Consider the following 18,442-nt stretch of genomic DNA (forward strand, 5'->3'; position numbering starts at 1 on the left):
TCCGGCCGGGATGGCCGAATGCAATCAATAGTGTGGCGGTCTTTCGTTTTCGATGGAGCGCTGTTCGCCGACGCTGTTGGCGGTGTCCTTGACTTGTCGCGCCAGCGTGGTCAACAGCTTTTCCAACTCATCGATTTTCTTTTGTTGCTCGTAGACGATCTTGTTGAGCGCATCGACGGTGTCTTCCTGATGCGTCAGTTTCAGTTCGATGTCGACCAGACGTTCTTCGTCGATCATGATGTTTTCTCCTTGTCGGTTGACGGCGTGTTCAACCAACGCAATGCGCCTCGTGCGGCAACGCGCCCGCTGGCGAAGCAGGCGGTCAGCAGATAGCCGCCGGTAGGCGCTTCCCAATCCAGCATCTCGCCGGCGCAGAATACGCCGGGCATGCGATGCAGCATCAGATCATCTTTCATGGCTTCAAATAGTACACCGCCGGCGCTGCTGATGGCTTCGTCGATAGGCCTCGGTGCGCGCAACCGGACCGGCAGTTCCTTGATGGCCTGCGCCAGCTTGTGCATGTCCCGGAAATCCTCCGCGCTGGTGCATTCGCGCAGCAGCGCCGCTTTCGCGCCCTTGAGCTTGAGGCGGCTTTGCAGATGGCTGGACATCGAGCGCGCGCCGCGCGGGTGTTGCAGCTCGCTCAGCACGCGCGAGGGCGTCCAGTCCGGCAGCAAGTCGAGATACAGCGTCGCCGGCGTGGAAGGTGTCATTGCATCGCGCAAGGGCGCCGACAGCGCATAGATCAGACCGCCTTCAATGCCGGTGTCGGTGATGATGCATTCGCCCTGGCGGCGCAGGGGCGTGCCGTCGCTCAGCATGACGGTGGCGGCGATGGTCTTGAGCGGCTCTCCGGCAGCGCGGCTGCGGAAGTGTTCGCTCCAGTCGACGTCGAAACCGCAGTTGGACGGCTGCAATGGCGCAAGATCGACGCCGCGTTCGCCCAGCAGCGCCATCCATGCGCCATCCGAGCCGAGCCGCGCCCAGCTGCCGCCGCCCAGTGCAAGAATGCTTGCAGAGGCGGAGACGGAGATTTCTCCGTCAGGCGCGGCGAAGCGCAGCTTGCCCTTGGCATCCCATCCTTGCCAGCGATGCCGCATATGAAAGTGCACGCCGGCTTCGCGCAGGCGATGCAGCCAGGCGCGCAGCAAAGGCGCTGCTTTCATGTCGGCAGGAAAAACGCGACCGGAGCTGCCGACGAAGGTGTCGATGCCAAGTCCGTGTATCCACTCGCGCAACTGGTTCGGGCCGAAGTCTTGCAGCATCGCCGCAATCTCGTTGCGGCGCGCGCCGTAACGCGAGAGGAAGCCGTCAATGTCTTCCGAATGCGTGATGTTCATGCCGCCTTTCCCGGCCAGCAAAAACTTGCGTCCCACCGACGGCATGGCGTCGTAAAGATCGACCTGCACGCCATTCAACGCCAGCACTTCGGCGGCCATCAGGCCGGCCGGGCCGCCGCCTATGATGGCGACCTTGGCGACGCTTTCCGGATCAGTGGCGGGATGGGGCACTGTATTTCTTTTCCAGTCTGGCCACCAGCATGGCCAGGCAAATGGTCATCGTGAAGTACACCACCGAGATGGTGATGTACGGTTCCCAGTAGCGGGAGTAGCTGCCGGCGACGGTGCGCGCGGCGTAGGCCAGTTCGGCCAGGCCGATGGTCGACACCAGCGAGGAGTCCTTGAGCAGCGTGATCGCTTCATTGCCCAGCGGCGGCAGCATGCGGCGAAACGCCTGCGGCAGGATGATGTAGCGCATGCGCAGGCGATAACCCATGCCCAGGCTCGATGCCGCATAGCTCTGGCCGCGGTCGATCGACTGGATGCCGGCGCGGAAAATCTCGGAAATGTATGCCGCCGCATTGAGCGACAAGGCCACGATGCCGGACACGAAAGCGCCGTAGTCCTGTTTGATGGTGCGCGCCAGTTCGCCGGAAATCAGCAGGCCGTGGTCCTGATGGATCAGCACCGGCATCACGGCGAAGTGGATCAGCAGGATCTGCACGAACAGCGGCGTGCCGCGAAAAAAAGCCACGTAAAAACCGGCAATCCACTTGGTCGCGCGCAACACGTATTTCCACGCGCCGTGCTGCACGTCGGCCAGCCGCAGCATGCCCAGCAACAGGCCCATCACGGTGCCCGCGATGATGCTGATCACGGCGACTTCCAGCGTCATGAAGAAGCCCTTGACGAACAGCGGCGCGTAGCCTTCGATGATGCTCCAGCGGAAATCCATGGTGAAAAGTCGAGTAGTGGACATGAAAAATGCGCAATCCGGCTGGATTACGCATTTGTTCGAATTATACCGCAGCGCCGCTGCCAGCCTTGATTCTATTGATCGGAAGCTGGCTCCGGCGGCAGGTAAAAATTACTTCTTCGCGCCGAAGTATTTTTCGCTGATCTTGTCGAACGTGCCGTCGGCCTTCAGTTCGGCCATGCCCTTGTTGACCTTGTTCAGCAGCTCGGTGTTGCCCTTGCGCACGGCGATGCCGTAATACTCTTTCGGGAAGCCGGCGTCGGAGACGGTGCGCAGCTTGCTCGACGGATTGTTGGTGATGTAGTTCTTGACCACCGCGTCATCGGCCACGACTGCATCGACGCCGCCGGTTTCCAGTTCCTTCAGGGCCAGCGGGGTGGAGTCCAGGCGCTTGATGTTGGGATTGTTCTTGCCCAGCAACTGCTGCACGATCTCGTCGCCCGAGGTGGCGCTCTGCACGCCGACCTTCAGGGTTTTCAGATCGTCGAACTTCTGCACCTTGGCGTCGTTGGCCGGCACCGCGATCAGTTGCGTCGCTTCAAAGTACGGCTCGGAAAAATCCACCGTCTGCTTGCGCTCGTCGGTGATGGTGATGGCCGAGATCAACAGGTCGCGGTCGCCTTGCGCGAGGAAGTTGAAGAAACCTTCAAACGGCGTCGGCACGAACTTCACTTCGATGCCGATCTTTTGCGCCAGCGCCTTCATCACGTCGATGTCGAAGCCGACCACATTTTTTTGTTCGTTTTCTGCGGAGAACGGCGCATAAGCCGACTCCACGCCGACCAGATACACCTTGGTCGCCGGAGCTGCCGGCGCTTGCGCGACCGGTTCATCTTTTTTGCCGCAAGCGGACAGGGTGGCGACCAACGCCAATACAGGGACGACTTGCTTGAAGAACTTGCTCATGACCAACCTTGTAAAAATGAAAACAACAGGAGATCCGAAGCCGCGCGCGGGCAGGTGCTTTCGGGAGATTCGGAAAGGGAGGAATTGTAAACGTTTACGAATGGATTTCGCACTATAGGCTGAGTAAGCTGTTGTCTGGTGTGCGAAAGTTGAGTCGTACGCAACAAGCGTGTTGCATCAATCATCATATGGATATCATGCAAGAGACCCATGTCGCGCCCGGCCGCCGGAAGCGACCGCGGCGTCGGGATTATGCTTTTTCTGCCACGACGAAGATTTCATTGGTCGGCACTTCCACATATTCCGGGAGACCGGCAAGGGTCGGATTAAAAGCCGTCCGATAATCTGCGGGGGTTCTGCTGAGCAGGCGATCCAGGTAAATGGCGGATTTTTGCATCATCATGTACGGACGATGCTCAACGAGTTTCAATCCGCATTTTTCAAACAAGGTATTGAACGCCTTGTGCGTCCAATAGGTCAGGTGTTCCACCGGTTTGTAGTAATAGGGGATGGGCCCTTCTGCATCGACGGTCGTGATGATCATCTTGCCGCCGGGTTCCAGCATCGGCGTCAGTTCCTTGATGGTCGCCATCGGATCGTTCAGATGCTCCAGTACACCCCACAAGGTAATGAACTCGAATGAGTTCACCGGTAAATCGGAGAGTTGTCGATAAACGCGCTCGACGCCGGAATCTTTGAAATCGATGCCATAACATTGTTGGCCTGCGAGGGTGACGAAGCTGGCGTCACCGGTACCGAAATCGAGCATGGATTTTTGCGGTGTGTAGCCATATGCCGCCAGCGCGGCGATATTGCGACCGGCGTTACGCAGGACGACGTCATCTGCTGCGCGGATATCGGTATAGCCGGTATAAAACGCAGAGAGCTCGTCAAGCGTCGGCACGGGATAGGTGTGCTCCAACCCGCATCCGGTGCATTTGAAAATCCGGTAAGCACCTGCCTGCATGGAGTAGTTCCCCGCCGGAAGCAAACAAACAGGGCATGTCACTGGCGATGTGTGTTGAGTCATTGTGATTCCCCTTTGTACAATGTCTTGTGTGCATTGTCGATGGACTGGATCGATACTTTCGTGAGCGGTCATTGTGTATCAATTCTGATGTCCCTGGTGTGAAAAAATTCAAATTTCCCGTGGTTTTTGCAGCAAGGCTTTGAGATTCGCCAGCCGGTTTTGTGGTGTGATCACTTCTTCCTCTTTGGGCACGGCGTCGCCGACATCGAGGTTCATTTCCTTGATGAAGCGGGACGGATCGCAGGCCGTGTATTCGCGTGCGCGCTTGCGGCGTTTGCACCAGCTGATCTGCAGGCTGCGCTGGGCGCGCGTGATGCCGACATACATCAGGCGGCGTTCTTCCTCAATGCGCGCAGCAATGGTTTCGGCCGGCGCATCGGCATCACCCTTGTGCGGCAGGATGCCTTCTTCCACGCCGATCAAAAACACGTGCGGATATTCCAGCCCCTTGGAGGCGTGCAACGTCGACATGCGTACCGCATCCTGCTCTTCGTCCTTGCCTTCGAGCATGGTCATCAGTGCGACCATCTGCGTCAGTTCCAGCAGATTCTTTTCATCGCCTTCGCCGTCCTTGCCGCCGTTGCCGCGTTCTTTCAACCAACTGGTGAAGTCGACCACGTTCTGCCATTTGCTTTGCGCCTGGCGCTCGTCGAAGGCGTCGTAGACGTAGCCTTCGTAGTTGATGGCTTCCATCATGTCGTCGAGCACCTGCGCCGCGTTCTCGCCGCTGCCGGATGGACCGGGACGGCTGGCGCGCGATTCGAGGTTGTTGATGAAATCGCAAAACTGGCGCAGCGGCAGCAATTGCTTGTCGGGCAGCTTGTCCTCGAGAGAGCCCTTGTATACCGCTTCGAACAGCGAGCACTGCCATTGACCGGCCACCGTGCCCAGCACTTCCAGCGTGGCCTGTCCGATGCCGCGACGCGGCGTGGTGACGGCGCGGATGAACGCCGGATCGTCGTCCTGATTGGCGATCAGGCGCAGGTAGCTGATGATGTCCTTGATTTCCGCGCGGTCGAAATAACTCTGTCCGCCCGACATTACATAAGGAATGCGTTCGCGCCGCAAGGCTTTTTCAAAGATGCGCGCCTGATGGTTGCCGCGATACAGAATCGCATAGTCGGAAAATTTTGCGCGCCGCTCGAAACGATGCGCCGACAGCATGATGGCGACCTGATCGGCTTCCGCTTCGTCGTCGTCCATCGCCATGACCTTGATCGGGTCGCCCAGGCCGTGTTCCGACCACAGCGCCTTTTCAAACAGCTTGGGATTGTTGGAAATGACCGAGTTGGCGGCTTGCAGAATACGCGTGCTGGAACGGTAATTCTGTTCCAGCTTGATCAGGTGCAAATTCGGAAAATCGATTTGCAGCGTCTTCAGATTTTCAATCGTCGCGCCGCGCCAGGCATAGATCGCCTGATCGTCGTCGCCCACGGCAGTGAACATCGGCTTCTTGCCGATGCCGCTGACCAGCAGTTTGACCAGTTCGTACTGGCAAGTGTTGGTATCTTGATATTCGTCGACCAGCAGGTAACGCAGGCGGCGCTGCCAGCGATCGCGCACTTCTTCATTGTTGCGGAACAGTTCCACCGGCAAGCGGATCAGGTCGTCGAAGTCGACCGCCTGATAAGCCGACAGCGTGGCGACGTAGCTGCGATAGATGCGCGCGGCGACCGCCTCTTCTTCATCGACGGCATTCCTGAGAGCCAGGTCCGGATCGACCAGGCCGTTTTTCCATAGCGACATGGAATTCTGGATGCGGCGAATCAATTGTTTGTCGGTCGTCACCGCCAGATCTTGCACCAGCGAAAAACAATCGTCGCTGTCCATGATCGAGAAGCGATCCTTCAACCCCAGGTTCTTGGCCTCCTGGCGCAGGATCTTCACGCCCAGCGAGTGGAATGTCGACACTGTCAGGTGCTTGGCCTGCTTGGGTTCCTTGAGCAGCTTGGCGATGCGTTCCTGCATTTCCAGCGCAGCCTTGTTGGTGAAGGTCAGCGCGGCGATGTGACGCGACTCGTAGCCGCAGTTCTCGATCAGGTGGGCGATCTTTTGCGTGATCACGCGGGTCTTGCCCGAACCGGCGCCGGCCAGCACCAGGCAAGGACCGTTCATGTACAACACAGCTTCGCTTTGCGGAGCGTTCAGGCCAAATGCGGGGGCGGCAGACATGCGGGGATCGATTCGGTACGGTGGGGATAACGCGCCATTGTAGCAGGCCGGGCAAGCCGGGCCGGGGCCTTCTGTGGGACAATGGCGGCATCCAGAAACAGGCCGAAGCATGAAATTCAACCACTTGATTCAAATCAACGATCCGCTCAATCCGCTGATCGACAACCTGACCCGCGAACAGCTGTGGCGCGGCCTCGTCATGCGCGCCGAAGCGCCGCAATTGTTCATGGAACATCTCGACGAATGCCGGCTGTCCGACAAGACCGCCGACTCGGTCAAGCGTATGTTGCGTTACGGCGAATTGCGCATTCACGACATCGTTACCTATGAGCCGCTGCAACGTGTGCATTATCAGGTGCCGGCGCAGGGAGAAATCCCCAACTCCACAATGAGCATGACCATCGAAGAGCCGGAGGAGGACGCGCTGTTCGTGCGTTTCGAATACGACGACGGCGCGCCGGAAGAAGTCGATACCGAGAAGGCCTTCTACGACCAGTTCCGCCGCTCGGCGTATGAAGAGGCGGACATCGACACCATCCGCATCATTCGCGATCTGATCATCAAAGGCTCGCTGCACTAGCAGTCGTTCGCCGGGGAGAGGGGATTTCTGATGAACTCTTCCACCGGCGCTGGTGATATGACCTTGTTTGCGAAGACATTTGGCAGCTTGCGCCTTGCACAATACGCGCGATTTACATGTTGTTGATCAGCGTATCCGCGGCCAATATCAGTGGCTTATATATGGCATTGAAATTGTCGGACTGTTTGGCCGCTTCGGTGACTCCGCCAAATTTTGCGTAAAACAGATTTTTGACGGAATTCCTGAACAGGTCGACATCTTTAATTCGTTTGCGCAGGCGATAGTCCGACAGATGTCGCAGGATCAGGATGGCCATTTCGAATGATGCCCGGCCTGTATGGACATAAACTTCATCCGACGAAAGTTGCGAGGCAACTTTCCGGAAGCACCCACAGTATTCGTCTTGAAAATGAAATTTTTCGGGATACATGGCGGCCATTTCAATCGCCAGATTCCAGTCGTGTCCCCGAAACTCCCCCAGGCCATCAACAGATACCTGCCTATTCAGCGAGAGATCGTAAGGGATGCTGTCCGGGCCGTGCTTTGGTAGAAAATCTTTGCGGAAGACCGTTGTGCAGAGAAATGCATAGTGGTCGAAACCGAGCAAAGCGCGAAAATCATCGGCGCCGTTAAAGTGCCTGGCTTGCCATCCGGGGTGGTGCAGTTCAGTGATTTGATCGCCATCCAGAATGGTGTATTTGCCAAATCCCACATAAGCGTCGCGCTTTACCGTTTCCTCCAGCAGCCGGCCCATTTGTTCCGGGTAGAAAAAATCGTCGCTTGCCATGAACATGACATATGCCGTGTCGACATGGTGATACATCGTCATCAACGAGGCCATGGCGCCGATGCTGGCTTTATTCTCAAACACGCGAATGCGCGAATCTCCGGCGTACTTGGCCAGTATCGCGGCCGTATCGTCGGTGGAGGCGTCGTTGCAAATGAGCAATTGCGATACCGGTGAGTGCTCTCCGAAAACGACGTTGGAAATGAGATTTTCGAGATAGATGCCGTGATTCTTGGTTGGGATGAGCGCAGTCAGCATGGATGAGGATAGATCGGTGTCAAAGTAAATTTTACGGAAGATCGAAACCTGGAGAGCGGTGCCATTTTCATGTTCAACCGGGATCCCTGGGCCAGCGCGAATCAGGTCATTTCCTTTGCCGTTTTCAGCGGTGGAAATGGACAAGGCCTGATGAATTTTTACTTGGTTCTGCTGCAAGAGTTTGCGGCACCTTTAACGGCGGTTCCGCCGTGTCGCGTCCGGCCGCGAAGAAGCCGTCCGACACATCAGTCTATGTTGCCGCAATCTTAATTCGGCGGCAGATGTGGCAAAGCGGCAATAACAGGTCAAATCCGGTACTTGTTCTTCTTTTGATCCGATATCCGTCAAAACCGCTGTTTTATGCGGAATAGCGACGGGTGAAACAACGCAAAAACCGTCCTGTTCGCATCGGCGGCTTTTGCAAGTTGTAAAGATTTGTTCATTGCAAGTCGATGGATTCAGTGCAGTACATAAGCGATGGCGAGGTTGACCAGCGCGCCGCCCGCAATCAGCCAGGCAAACAGCAACCCGCCCAGCAGCAAAGGACGCATCCCGGCGCGGCGCACCGACGACAGGTGCGTGGTCAGGCCCAGCGCCGCCATCGCCATCGCCAGCAGGAAGGTGTCGGCGTCGAGCAGGGCGCCGGTGACGGCAGCCGGGATGGGAAATAGCGAATGCAGCGCGACGACGCCGATGAAGGCGAAGGCAAACCAGGGGATGCCGGCCATGTGGGAAGCCTTGCCGCCGCCGGCATGCGTCGCCGATTTGCCGCGTTGCACATAAGCCGACAGGATCAGCAGGAAAGGCGCCAGCATCATTACGCGCACCATCTTGGCGATGACCGCGGTGTTGGCGGTGTGCTCGTCGATCGACCGCGCCGCCGCCACCACTTGCGCCACTTCATGTACGGTCGAGCCGATGTACACGCCGAAGTCGGCATGGCCCTGCCAGAAGTTCAGGCCGTGCAACAGCGGGTACAGGAAGATCGCCGCCGAGCCGAACACCACCACGGTCGAGACCGCAACGGTCACCTGTTCGCTGCGCGCGCGCAGCACCGGTTCCGTCGCCATCACCGCCGCCGCGCCGCAGATCGAGCTGCCGGCGCCGATCAGCATGACGGCATGGGGTTCCAGTTTGAATACCTTGACGCCGATGAACCAGGCAAGCGCAAACGTCGACGTCAGCATGCAGGCGTCGATGACGACGCCGCTGATGCCGACTTGCGAGATGTCCTGGAAAGTCAGGCGCAGGCCGTACAGCACGATGCCCAGACGCAGCAGGTTTTGTTTGGAAAACGCCACGCCGCTGCCGCAACCGGCGGCGATGCGCGGGAATGCCGTGTTGCCGATCAGCATGCCAAGCACGATGGCGACCGTCAGCGCGCTGAAACCGTGCGCCTGCAGCCAGGCGTTCTTGCCGGCTTCGATGGACGCCAATGCCAGCGCGGCGCTCAGCGCGAGGCCGGGGATGAAACGCGCCAGCGGGGGTGTCGGAACGGCGACTGCGGAGATCGGCGAGGTATTCATGATGTGCCTGTCATTCTTGGGTGATCGGAATGAGGGCACTTTAACGCGCGGTAATTTAAAAGAAAAACACGTTATTTTGTTAATATCTACCCAAATAATAGGTAGATAACGGATGGAACGGTCGATCCAATGAGAATTACTTTGCGGCAATTGCAGATTTTCCTGGCGGTGGCGCAGTCGGGCAGCACCACGGCTGCGGCGGAAGCGGTGGCCTTGTCGCAATCGGCGGCCAGTGCCGCGCTCAACGAACTGGAAGGCGGCTTGAACGTGCAGTTGTTCGATCGCGTCGGCAAACGGCTGGTGCTGAACGACAACGGCCGTCTGCTGCTGCCGCAGGCGCAGCACATGCTCGACGCCGCGCACACCATCGAGCAGCAATTCCTGGCGCCCGACCAGGCTGGCGCCGAACTGCATATCGGCGCCAGCACCACCATCGGCAGCTACATGCTGCCCGCGATGGTTGCCGCCTACCGCCGCGATCACCCGCAACTGCGCGTGCGTGCGCTGGTGGCCAATACCGCCGACATCGTCGCCGCCGTCAGCAATTTCGAGGTCGACGCCGCCCTGATCGAGGGACCGTGCCATGCCGGCGATGTGCTGGTCGAACCCTGGATGACGGACGAGCTGATCGTCGTGGCCGCGCCGACGCATCCGCTGGCGGCGCAAGGCAAGAAACTCACGCTGAAGAAACTGAGCGAGGCCGACTGGCTGCTGCGCGAAACCGGCTCCGGCACGCGTGAAGCCGTCGAGCACGCCTTGCTGCCTTACCTGCATCACTTGCCGTCGGCCTGCGAGTTCGGCAATTCGGAAGCGATCAAGCGCGCCACGGCGGAAGGCATGGGCATCAGTTGCCTGTCGCGCGCGGTGGTCAAGGATTTGCTGGAGTCGGGACGGCTGATCGAACTGGCGACGCCGCTGCCGGTGTTGCGCCGGCACTTTTATCTGGTGCGCAACAAACATCGCGTGCTGTCGCTGCGGCTGGCATCGCTGCTGGAGTTCTTTCGCGACTGGGCGCTGCAGCGCGAACAGGGCTGAGGCCGGGCGTCATTATTTGCGCGACGAGGCGGGAAAACGCACTTTCACGATCAGGCCATGATGCCGGTCCGGATTGTCGGCTCCCTCGTTGGCGCCGTCTGACAAGATGATTTCTCCGCGATGCGCCGAGGCGATGTCGCGCACGATCGACATGCCGAGGCCGGCGCCGTGCGGATTGGCGAGCTGCGCCGCCGGGGCGCGATAGAACGGCGCGAACACGCGCTCGCGGTCGGCGGCGGGAATGCCCGGACCGCTGTCTTCCACTTCCAGCACCGCATGCAAGTCGTCGCCGATACGCTGTTCGAATACGCGCATGCCGATCTTGCCGTGCGCGGGCGTATAGCGGATCGCGTTGTCGAGCAGGTTGACGACGAGTTCGTGCAGCAGCAGCGGGCTGCCGTCGATCAGCACGTCGCCGGCGGCATCGAAAGACAGATCGATGTGCTTGGCGACGGCGTGCTGCGCCAGTTCCAACGCCACCTGGCGCGCCGCGCCGGTGAGCGAGACCGGTGCGATGCCGCCTTCGGCCGCGCCATGTTCGGCGCGCGCCAGCGTCAGCAAACGATTGGCCAGATGCACGGTGGAGTCGGTGGTGCCGGCGATGCTTTCGACCAGTTCGCGCAGGGCGCGCAGGTCTTGATGCGCGCGCAGGCGGTCGGGCGTGCGGTCGAATTCGCGCAGCGCCAGTTCCGCCTGCGTCTTCAATACCGTCAGCGGCGTGCGCAACTGATGCGAGGCGTCGGCGATGAAGCGGCGCTGTCCGGTGATCAGGGTTTGCAGGCGCTCCATGTAACCGTTCATGGCCAGCACCAGCGGACGCATTTCCTTGTGCACCCGGTCGGGATCGAAATCGGACAAATCGGTCGGCGCGCGCGACTCGACGTCGCTGCGCAATTGCATCAGCGGGCGCAGCACGAAGCGCACGGCAAACCACACCAGCAGCGCCGCGACCACCACCAGCACGCCTTGCCGCCACATGGTGTCGAACAGGATCTTGCGCGTCATGCCGCGCCGCGCATCCATGGTTTCGCCGACCTGGATCAGGGCGATGCCGCGCATGCTGTCGTCGTAGACCGGTTGATGGAGCGCGGCGATGCGCACCGGCTGGTTGTGGTAATCGGCCTGGTAGAAACGCACCAGCGCCGGATAGGCTTCCGAGCGTTTGACGTCAGGTGGCAACGGCGGCAGGTCGTCGTAGCCGGACACGAATTCGCCTTTCACGCCGGTGACCTTGTAATAGATGCGGCCCAGCGTGTCGGTCTCGAAGCTGTCGAGCGCCACGTACGGCACGTCGGCCACGACATGGCCGTTGACCACCGAGACGCGCTCGGCCAGCGCGCGCGTCGATGCCAGCAGCGAGCGGTCGTAGGCGATGTCGGCGACTTCCAGCGCATTGTAGTAAACCGACACCGCGTCGAGCGCCACCAGGATTAGCAACGGCACCAGCAGCCAGCGCATCAGCTGGCTGCGCAGGCTGCCGAGCCTGGCCATGGCGAAATGTCGTATCATCCGGCGGCTTGCAGCAGGTAACCGAGGCCGCGCAAGGTGGTGATGGAGACGCGGCCCTCTTCGACGGCGTCGAGTTTCTTGCGCAAGCGGTGGATGTAGATCTCGATGGCGTCGACGTTGGCGTTGTCGTCGAGCGAGAACACTTCCTGAAACAGTTTTTCCTTCGGCACCGTGCGGCCCGCGCGCGTGATCAGCGCCTCGAGCACGGCATGTTCGCGCGGCGTCAGCGCCAGCATGGCGCCGCCGTAGGTAAACATGCGCGACACCGTATCGAAACTCAGTGCGCCGCAATTGACGGTGACCGCTTCATTGCCCTGGGCGCGCCGCAGCAGCGCTTTGACGCGCGCTTCCAGTTCCACCAGTTCAAAGGGTTTGGCGAGATAGTCGTCGGCGCCGAGGTTGAGTCCGTTGACGCGGTCGTTGAGTCCGCCGCGCGCCGTCAGGATCAGCACCGGCGTGCGGCTGCCGCGTCCGCGCAGGCGCTTGAGGACTTCCAGGCCGTCCATCCTCGGCAGCGTCAGGTCGAGAATCACCAGCGCATATTCCTGCGTCAGCAGCAGGCTGTCGGCATCGGCGCCGTTGTTGGCGCACTCGACGGTAAGATGCGCGTCCTGCAAGGCCTTCGACAGCCAGCGGGAAAGTTCGACGTGATCTTCGACCAATAGAATGCGCATGATGACAATGAGAAATATGGTGCGGTGCAATGAGGCACGGACCGGATACAAGGATCAAATACAAGGACTGAATCCATGAATGAATCACCACAGGGCGGCAATCGGCAAACACGGATAGCTGCGGATGCTAACAGATGCGCAGCCTTTGCAATAGCGGGTTGGCGCGGAGGCGATCTGCCCGACGGCTCGTTTCGCAACACTGAAAGCCGAATGAAAGTTTGGGCGGGTAGCATGCGCCCACATCATCGAATCAATAAAAACAAAATATATAAAGTGGAGACCCGGCATGATCCCAATACGTACTTGTACTTGTACTTGTATTCGCGCGCGCATTTTCACCTGTCCGTTGCACTACGCCTGATCGCCGTCATGACGTCGACCATCCGGCATTCCATGCTGTTGCTGCTCGCGGGCGTGCTTTCGCTGTGCGCCCTGTCCGCGCAGGCGACGGAGTGTATCGTGCCGGCCAAGCCGGGCGGCGGGATGGATGGCGCCTGCAAGATGATGCGCAAGGTGCTGCCGGCGAAAGAAGGTGCGCCCGAGATCAAGATCAGTTATCTGCCCGGCGGCATCGGCGCCGTGGCCTGGAGCTCGGTGGTCTCGCAACGGCGCGGCGGGCCGGACACGCTGGTGACGTTTTCGGGCGGTTCGCTGCTGAACCTGGCGCAGGGCAAGTACGGCAAGGCCGCGGTGTCGGATGTGCGCTGGCTGGCCGGCGTCGGCACCGACTACGGCATGATCGCCGTGCGCAGCGATGCGCCTTACAAGAATCTGCGCGAGCTGGTCGAGGCCATGGGCAACGACCCGGGCAAGATCACCATCGGCGTCAGCGGCACGGTGGGCAGCCAGGACTGGCTCAAGGTAGCGATGATTGCGCGCCGTGCAGATATCGATCCGAAGAATTTTCGTTTCGTCGCGCTGGAAGGCGGCGGCGATTCGTTCACGGCCTTGCAGGCCAATCACGTGCAAGTGATTTCCGGCGACGCCTCGGAAGCCGCTGCCTATATCAAGGAAGGCAAGTTCCGCATCCTCGCCGTGCTGGCCGAAGAACGCCTGCCCGGCGTGCTGTCCGGCGTCGCCACCGCGCGCGAGCAGGGTTTCGACGTGGTGTGGCCGATCATTCGCGGCTTTTATATGAGCGCGCATGCGTCGGACGCCGATTACCAGCGCTGGGTCGCGATCTTCGACCGCGCCATGGCGACGGAAGAATTCAAGCGCCAACGCGCGGCCAGCGGCCTCTATCCGTTTTCCATGACGGGCTCGCAACTGACCGAATACGTCCGCAAGATCGTTGAGCAATATCGCAAGCAATCGCAGGAACTGGGGCTGGTCAGATAAGCACATTGAAGAACATTGACCGGGCTCTTCCTGCCCACCATAAAACCTAAAGGAGATTTCGCATGTCCGTTCGTGTATTCGTGAAGCGCCGCATCACTGTTGCCCTGGCCCTGGCTCTGCCGCTGGCCGGTTTGTCCTCGTACGCTTTGGCACAAGTGCCGGCCGGTTATCCCGCCGACTATGCCAAGGTCGTCGAAGCGGCGAAGAAAGAGGGCAAGGTTGTGGTCTACAGCACGACGGACTCCAAGGCGGCGGAATCGCTGATCAAGGATTTCAGCGCGCTGTATCCGGCCGTGAAGGTGGAATACAACGACATGAACTCCACCGAAGTCTACAACCGCTTCATCTCCGAAGCGGCTGCCGGCGGCGCCACTGCCGACGTGATGTGGTCGTCCTCGATGGACCTGCAGGTCAAGCTGGCGTCGGAAGGTTACGGCCTGGCCTACAAATCGCCGGAAGCCGCCGCCATCCCGGCATGGGCGAACTGGAAAGACACCGCCTACGGCACCACCTATGAACCTGCCGCCATCGTTTACAACAAGCGACTGGTACCGGAAGCCGAAGTGCCGACCACGCACGCGGAATTCACCAAACTGCTGACCACCAGGCTCGACAAGTACAAGAACAAGGTCACGACCTACGACATCGAAAAATCCGGCGTCGGTTTCAGCCTGATCACCCATGACCTGAAACTCAATCCGCAGTTCTGGGACTTCGCCAAGGCCCTCGGCGGCGTGGCGGTGCGCGTGCAGTCCTCGACCGGCACCATGCTCGAACGCATTTCCTCCGGCGAGAACCTGATCGGCTACAACATCCTCGGTCCTTACGCGCTGACCCGCGCCAAGAAGGATCCGTCGATCGGCATCGCCTTCACCAAGGATTACAACCTGGTGCTGTCGCGCGTGATCTTCGTCAACAAGTCTGCCAAGAACCTCAATGCCGGCAAGTTGTGGATGGACTACATCCTGTCCAAGCGCGGCCAGACCATCATCGCCAATGACGCGCAATTGTTCGCCATCCGCGGCGACGTGACCGGCGCCACCACATCGGCGGAACTGAACAAGCAACTGGGATCGGCGTTGAAGCCGATGCCGGTCGGCACCGAATTGCTGGAGTACCTGGACCAGACCAAGCGTCTGGCTTTCCTGAAGCAATGGAAGGACGCGGCCGGCAAGAAATAAGCTGCCGCGCGTCTTCTGCAACAAGCAGTCCGGCTAACCGGCCGGGCTGCAGTTTTCAAGACATCACCGTTCCTCTCTTCGTGTGGGAAGTCGCTTTTGCGCCTTCCCTGGCCGGAGGCTTGTCCGGACTTTCGGATGGGAAGCGGCACGGAGCTGTCTTCTTCTTAGGTGGCAACATTTATGCAAACACTTTCAACCCCTCAACGCCTCGAGCCTGCCGGCAAGCGTTTCCGCATGCGCCTGAACTGGCCGCGCGGCGTCGTTGTCGCCCTGGCGTCGCTGGCCATCTTCGTGCCGCTGCTGCTGATCTTCTATCAGAGCTTTTTGTCGGCGCCGTTCTTTGCGCCGGTGAAGACGCTGACGCTGGATTCCTACCGGTTCATTTTTGACGATCCGGATTTCCGCCAGGCCTTCGTCAACGGCTTTTATCTGGCATCCGGCCTGGCGCTGATCGCGGTGCCGCTGGGCGGCATGCTGGCCTTCCTGATGGTGCGCACCGATTTGCCGGGACGCAGCTGGATTGCGCCGATGCTGCTGGTGCCGATCTTCGTGTCGCCGATGGTGATCGCGTTCGGCTATGTGGTGTCGATGGGGCCGGTCGGCTTCTATACGGTGTGGGTGCGCAATTTCTTGTCGGTGTTCGGTTTCGAAGGCGATCCGTGGAACGTGTATTCCTTCCCGGCCATCATCGTCATCGCCGGCCTGACGCACGTGCCGCACGTTTACCTGTACGCCTCCGCGGCGCTCAAGAGCCTCGGTTCCGACGTCGAAGAAGCCGCCCGCGTCTCCGGCGCATCGCCGCTGCAGGTGGCGCTCAACGTGTCGCTGCCGATGATCATGCCGGCGCTGGCGTATTCGGGCGTGCTGGTGTTTTTCCTCGGCTTCGAAGTGTTCGGCCTGGTGCTGGTGCTCGGCGATCCGGAAGGCCATCTGGTGCTGGCGACCTATCTCTACAAACTCACCAACAAGCTCGGCACGCCTTCGTATCACCTGATGGCGGCGGTCGCGGTCTGCCTGGTGGCGGTGACGATGCCGCTGGTGATGCTGCAACGCTGGCTGCTGAAGTCGGCCAACAAGTACGTTTCGATCAAGGGCAAGGGCGCGCGCCAGAAAGCGCTGCCGCTGGGCAAGTGGCGCTGGATCGCGTTTGCGCTGATCGCCGGCTGGCTGTTGTTTACCGTGATCGTGCCGCTGTCGGGCATTGCCTTGCGCACCTTCGTTTCGCACTGGGGCGACGGCGTGACATTGCTTGACGTGCTGACGCTGCAAAACTTCCGCGACGTCTGGGATCAGCCGTCGCTGGTGCGCGGCATCATCAACACCGTGCTGATCGGCGTGATCGGCGGTGCGATTGCCGTTGCTTGCTACAGCGCGATCGCGCTGGCGATGCACCGCAAGAACGACGGCATCACCCGCTTCCTCGATTACAGCGTGCTGGTGCCGCGTGCGGTGCCGGGCCTGCTGGCCGGCTTGTCCTTCCTGTGGGTGTTCCTGTTCGTGCCGTCCTTGCTGGACAACTTCCTCAAGGGCTTCGACAACGACGTCGCGCGCTGGCTGGTGGACAGCTTCATTCCGCAGTTGCGCTCGCTGCGCTCGACCATTTTCTCGGTCTGGCTGGCGTATTCGGTGGTGTGGATGGCTTACGGCCTGCGCCTCATTACAACTGCATTGTTGCAAGTTGGTCCGGAGCTGGAAGAAGCGGCGCGCGCCGTCGGTGCGCAGCGCGGCCAGGTGACGCGCGACGTTACTTTGCCGCTGGTCAAGTACGGCCTGCTCGGCGCCTGGCTGATGGTGTTCCTGATCTTCGAACGCGAGTATTCGACCGGCGTGTACCTGCTGTCGCCGGGCACCGAAGTGATCGGCTCGATGATCGTCTCGATGTGGGCGGCCGGCGCGGTGGAACTGGTGGCGGCGCTGTCCTTCATCAACATCACGCTGGTGGCGATCGGCCTCGGCATTGCGCTGCGCTTCGGCATCAAGCTCCACGATTAACTTATCCAATACACGAGGCTGCGGCGCAATGACGTCGGCCGCAGCCCGCAACCAAAGGAATCATCATGTCAGAACTTACCGTCAACGACCTGCATCTGGACTACGGCAGCGGCGCCGGCGCCAATCCGATTCTCAAGGGCGTCTCCATGCAATTGCAGCGCGGCGAAGTGGTCGCTCTGCTCGGACCTTCCGGCAGCGGCAAGACCACGCTGCTGCGCGCGGTGGCCGGGCTGGAATCGCCCAAGGCGGGCACCATCGACATCGCCGACCGTCGCGTCTTCGACGGCTCGCGCAAGTTTGAAATGCCGGCCGAAGAACGCAACCTCGGCCTGGTGTTCCAGTCGTATGCGCTGTGGCCGCACAAGACCGTGTTCGACAACGTCGCCTACGGCCTCAAGCTGCGCAAGATGGGCAGCAGCGAGATCGCCGAACGGGTGAAGGCCGTATTGTCGCAACTCGGCCTCGGTCATCTCGGCGAACGTTTCCCGCATCAACTCTCCGGCGGCCAGCAACAGCGTGTCGCGATCGCGCGCGCACTGGTCTACAACCCGCAAGTCATCCTGCTCGACGAGCCGCTGTCCAACCTCGACGCCAAGCTGCGCGAAGAAGCGCGCGCCTTCCTGCGCGAGCTGATCGTGCGTCTCGGCCTGTCGGCGCTGATGGTGACGCACGACCAGGGCGAGGCGATGGCGATTTCTGATCGCATCCTGTTGCTCAACAACGGCAAGATCGAACAGCAGGGCACGCCGCAAAGCATGTACCAGACGCCGGATACCCTGTTCACCGCCGAATTCATGGGCAGCAACAATCGCCTGCCCGGCAAGGTGCTGCAGCGCGACGGCCAGCGCGTCACCTTGCAGGTCGAAGGCGGCACCGTGCTCGCCACGGCGCGCGGCGGCAGTACCGGCAACGACGTCACGGGGATCATCCGCCTCGAACAAGTCCGCATCGCCGATCACCAGACCGATAACGCCATTCGCCTTCCCCTGTCGACCTGCATGTATCTGGGCGATCGCTGGGAGTGCCTGTTCAAAGCCAAAAGCGCGGACAGCACAACGGTCGGCTTGCGCGCCTACGCGCCGCACAAGCTGGAACAGGGCGAGTACTGGCTGACCCTGCCGGAGCAAGCGCTCTGGGCCTTTTAATTGATTCACTCAGCAGGGAGGAGCATGAATAAAAAAATGTCACAGGACCATAA

General features: G+C 60.3%; 16 protein-coding genes. 6 read left to right on the forward strand and 10 right to left on the reverse strand.

Annotation, left to right across the window (positions count from 1 at the left end):
* Positions 1-24: 24 nt before the first annotated feature.
* From PMI16_RS10660 to PMI16_RS10685, 6 genes are all read right to left on the reverse strand, one after another.
* The gene (locus PMI16_RS10660) at positions 25-237 is read right to left on the reverse strand and encodes a SlyX family protein (protein ID WP_007879318.1); all 213 of its coding nucleotides are present in this window, start codon (positions 235-237) and stop codon (positions 25-27) included.
* Positions 234-1,511: a TIGR03862 family flavoprotein gene (locus tag PMI16_RS10665; protein ID WP_007879320.1), complete on the reverse strand. Its 1,278-nt coding sequence runs from the start codon at positions 1,509-1,511 to the stop codon at positions 234-236. The genes PMI16_RS10660 and PMI16_RS10665 overlap by 4 nt, the downstream gene beginning before the upstream one ends.
* Complete coding sequence (locus PMI16_RS10670; protein ID WP_007879321.1) at positions 1,492-2,235, reverse strand: amino acid ABC transporter permease; 744 nt, start codon at positions 2,233-2,235, stop codon at positions 1,492-1,494. The genes PMI16_RS10665 and PMI16_RS10670 overlap by 20 nt, the downstream gene beginning before the upstream one ends.
* A 132-nt stretch (positions 2,236-2,367) precedes the next feature.
* Positions 2,368-3,162 (reverse strand): basic amino acid ABC transporter substrate-binding protein, encoded by a 795-nt coding sequence (locus PMI16_RS10675; RefSeq protein ID WP_007879322.1) that lies wholly within the window; start codon positions 3,160-3,162, stop codon positions 2,368-2,370.
* A 250-nt stretch (positions 3,163-3,412) separates the two neighbouring features.
* Positions 3,413-4,192, reverse strand: a complete 780-nt coding sequence (locus tag PMI16_RS10680; RefSeq protein ID WP_157212604.1) for a class I SAM-dependent methyltransferase — start codon at positions 4,190-4,192, stop codon at positions 3,413-3,415.
* A 108-nt stretch (positions 4,193-4,300) separates the two neighbouring features.
* Positions 4,301-6,364 (reverse strand): UvrD-helicase domain-containing protein, encoded by a 2,064-nt coding sequence (locus PMI16_RS10685; RefSeq protein WP_007879324.1) that lies wholly within the window; start codon positions 6,362-6,364, stop codon positions 4,301-4,303.
* Positions 6,365-6,473: 109 nt separating this feature from the next.
* On the opposite strand from PMI16_RS10685, the gene PMI16_RS10690 reads away from it, so the two are divergent.
* Positions 6,474-6,944, forward strand: a complete 471-nt coding sequence (locus PMI16_RS10690; RefSeq protein ID WP_007879325.1) for an SRPBCC family protein — start codon at positions 6,474-6,476, stop codon at positions 6,942-6,944.
* 112 nt (positions 6,945-7,056) lie between these two features.
* Here the strand turns inward: PMI16_RS10690 and PMI16_RS10695 are convergent, their stop codons facing one another.
* Positions 7,057-8,166, reverse strand: a complete 1,110-nt coding sequence (locus PMI16_RS10695) for a glycosyltransferase family 2 protein (RefSeq protein ID WP_237719845.1) — start codon at positions 8,164-8,166, stop codon at positions 7,057-7,059.
* A gap of 281 nt (positions 8,167-8,447) precedes the next feature.
* The gene (locus tag PMI16_RS10700) at positions 8,448-9,515 is read right to left on the reverse strand and encodes a YeiH family protein (protein WP_007879327.1); all 1,068 of its coding nucleotides are present in this window, start codon (positions 9,513-9,515) and stop codon (positions 8,448-8,450) included.
* 129 nt (positions 9,516-9,644) lie between these two features.
* On the opposite strand from PMI16_RS10700, the gene PMI16_RS10705 reads away from it, so the two are divergent.
* Positions 9,645-10,550, forward strand: coding sequence for a LysR family transcriptional regulator (locus PMI16_RS10705; protein WP_007879330.1), 906 nt, complete (start codon positions 9,645-9,647; stop codon positions 10,548-10,550).
* 12 nt (positions 10,551-10,562) lie between these two features.
* On the opposite strand, the gene PMI16_RS10710 is transcribed toward PMI16_RS10705, so the two are convergent.
* Positions 10,563-12,059, reverse strand: a complete 1,497-nt coding sequence (locus PMI16_RS10710; RefSeq protein ID WP_007879332.1) for a sensor histidine kinase — start codon at positions 12,057-12,059, stop codon at positions 10,563-10,565.
* Positions 12,056-12,733 carry a response regulator gene (locus tag PMI16_RS10715; RefSeq protein ID WP_007879334.1) on the reverse strand — a complete coding sequence of 226 codons (678 nt, stop codon included), beginning with the start codon at positions 12,731-12,733 and terminating at the stop codon, positions 12,056-12,058. The genes PMI16_RS10710 and PMI16_RS10715 overlap by 4 nt, the downstream gene beginning before the upstream one ends.
* 369 nt (positions 12,734-13,102) lie before the next feature.
* Here PMI16_RS10715 and PMI16_RS10720 point away from each other — a divergent pair, with 369 nt between their 5' ends.
* The 4 genes from PMI16_RS10720 to PMI16_RS10735 all read left to right on the forward strand — a co-directional run bounded on the left by PMI16_RS10720 (position 13,103) and on the right by PMI16_RS10735 (position 18,389).
* Entirely contained in the window at positions 13,103-14,071 is a 969-nt protein-coding gene (locus PMI16_RS10720) for a tripartite tricarboxylate transporter substrate binding protein (protein WP_034380078.1), read from the forward strand.
* 62 nt (positions 14,072-14,133) lie between these two features.
* Positions 14,134-15,252: an ABC transporter substrate-binding protein gene (locus tag PMI16_RS10725; protein ID WP_007879338.1), complete on the forward strand. Its 1,119-nt coding sequence runs from the start codon at positions 14,134-14,136 to the stop codon at positions 15,250-15,252.
* Between the two features lie 234 nt (positions 15,253-15,486).
* Positions 15,487-17,244, forward strand: a complete 1,758-nt coding sequence (locus PMI16_RS10730; protein WP_237719850.1) for an ABC transporter permease — start codon at positions 15,487-15,489, stop codon at positions 17,242-17,244.
* A 65-nt stretch (positions 17,245-17,309) separates the two neighbouring features.
* Complete coding sequence (locus tag PMI16_RS10735; protein WP_007879341.1) at positions 17,310-18,389, forward strand: ABC transporter ATP-binding protein; 1,080 nt, start codon at positions 17,310-17,312, stop codon at positions 18,387-18,389.
* Positions 18,390-18,442 lie beyond the last annotated feature (53 nt).

The sequence above is a fragment of the Herbaspirillum sp. CF444 genome (assembly GCF_000282135.1).
GTDB lineage: Bacteria > Pseudomonadota > Gammaproteobacteria > Burkholderiales > Burkholderiaceae_D > Herbaspirillum.

Bases quoted from the DNA above. Each gene is read 5' to 3' on its own strand.
- PMI16_RS10730 (WP_237719850.1), top strand. From the start codon at position 15,487: ATGCGCCTGAACTGGCCGCGCGGCGTCGTTGTCGCCCTGGCGTCGCTG.
- PMI16_RS10690 (WP_007879325.1), top strand. From the start codon at position 6,474: ATGAAATTCAACCACTTGATTCAAATCAACGATCCGCTCAATCCGCTG.
- PMI16_RS10685 (WP_007879324.1), bottom strand. From the start codon at position 6,364: ATGTCTGCCGCCCCCGCATTTGGCCTGAACGCTCCGCAAAGCGAAGCT.
- PMI16_RS10710 (WP_007879332.1), bottom strand. From the start codon at position 12,059: ATGATACGACATTTCGCCATGGCCAGGCTCGGCAGCCTGCGCAGCCAG.
- PMI16_RS10725 (WP_007879338.1), top strand. From the start codon at position 14,134: ATGTCCGTTCGTGTATTCGTGAAGCGCCGCATCACTGTTGCCCTGGCC.
- PMI16_RS10660 (WP_007879318.1), bottom strand. From the start codon at position 237: ATGATCGACGAAGAACGTCTGGTCGACATCGAACTGAAACTGACGCAT.
- PMI16_RS10700 (WP_007879327.1), bottom strand. From the start codon at position 9,515: ATGAATACCTCGCCGATCTCCGCAGTCGCCGTTCCGACACCCCCGCTG.
- PMI16_RS10705 (WP_007879330.1), top strand. From the start codon at position 9,645: ATGAGAATTACTTTGCGGCAATTGCAGATTTTCCTGGCGGTGGCGCAG.
- PMI16_RS10680 (WP_157212604.1), bottom strand. From the start codon at position 4,192: ATGACTCAACACACATCGCCAGTGACATGCCCTGTTTGTTTGCTTCCG.
- PMI16_RS10735 (WP_007879341.1), top strand. From the start codon at position 17,310: ATGTCAGAACTTACCGTCAACGACCTGCATCTGGACTACGGCAGCGGC.
- PMI16_RS10715 (WP_007879334.1), bottom strand. From the start codon at position 12,733: ATGCGCATTCTATTGGTCGAAGATCACGTCGAACTTTCCCGCTGGCTG.
- PMI16_RS10720 (WP_034380078.1), top strand. From the start codon at position 13,103: ATGACGTCGACCATCCGGCATTCCATGCTGTTGCTGCTCGCGGGCGTG.
- PMI16_RS10675 (WP_007879322.1), bottom strand. From the start codon at position 3,162: ATGAGCAAGTTCTTCAAGCAAGTCGTCCCTGTATTGGCGTTGGTCGCC.
- PMI16_RS10670 (WP_007879321.1), bottom strand. From the start codon at position 2,235: ATGGATTTCCGCTGGAGCATCATCGAAGGCTACGCGCCGCTGTTCGTC.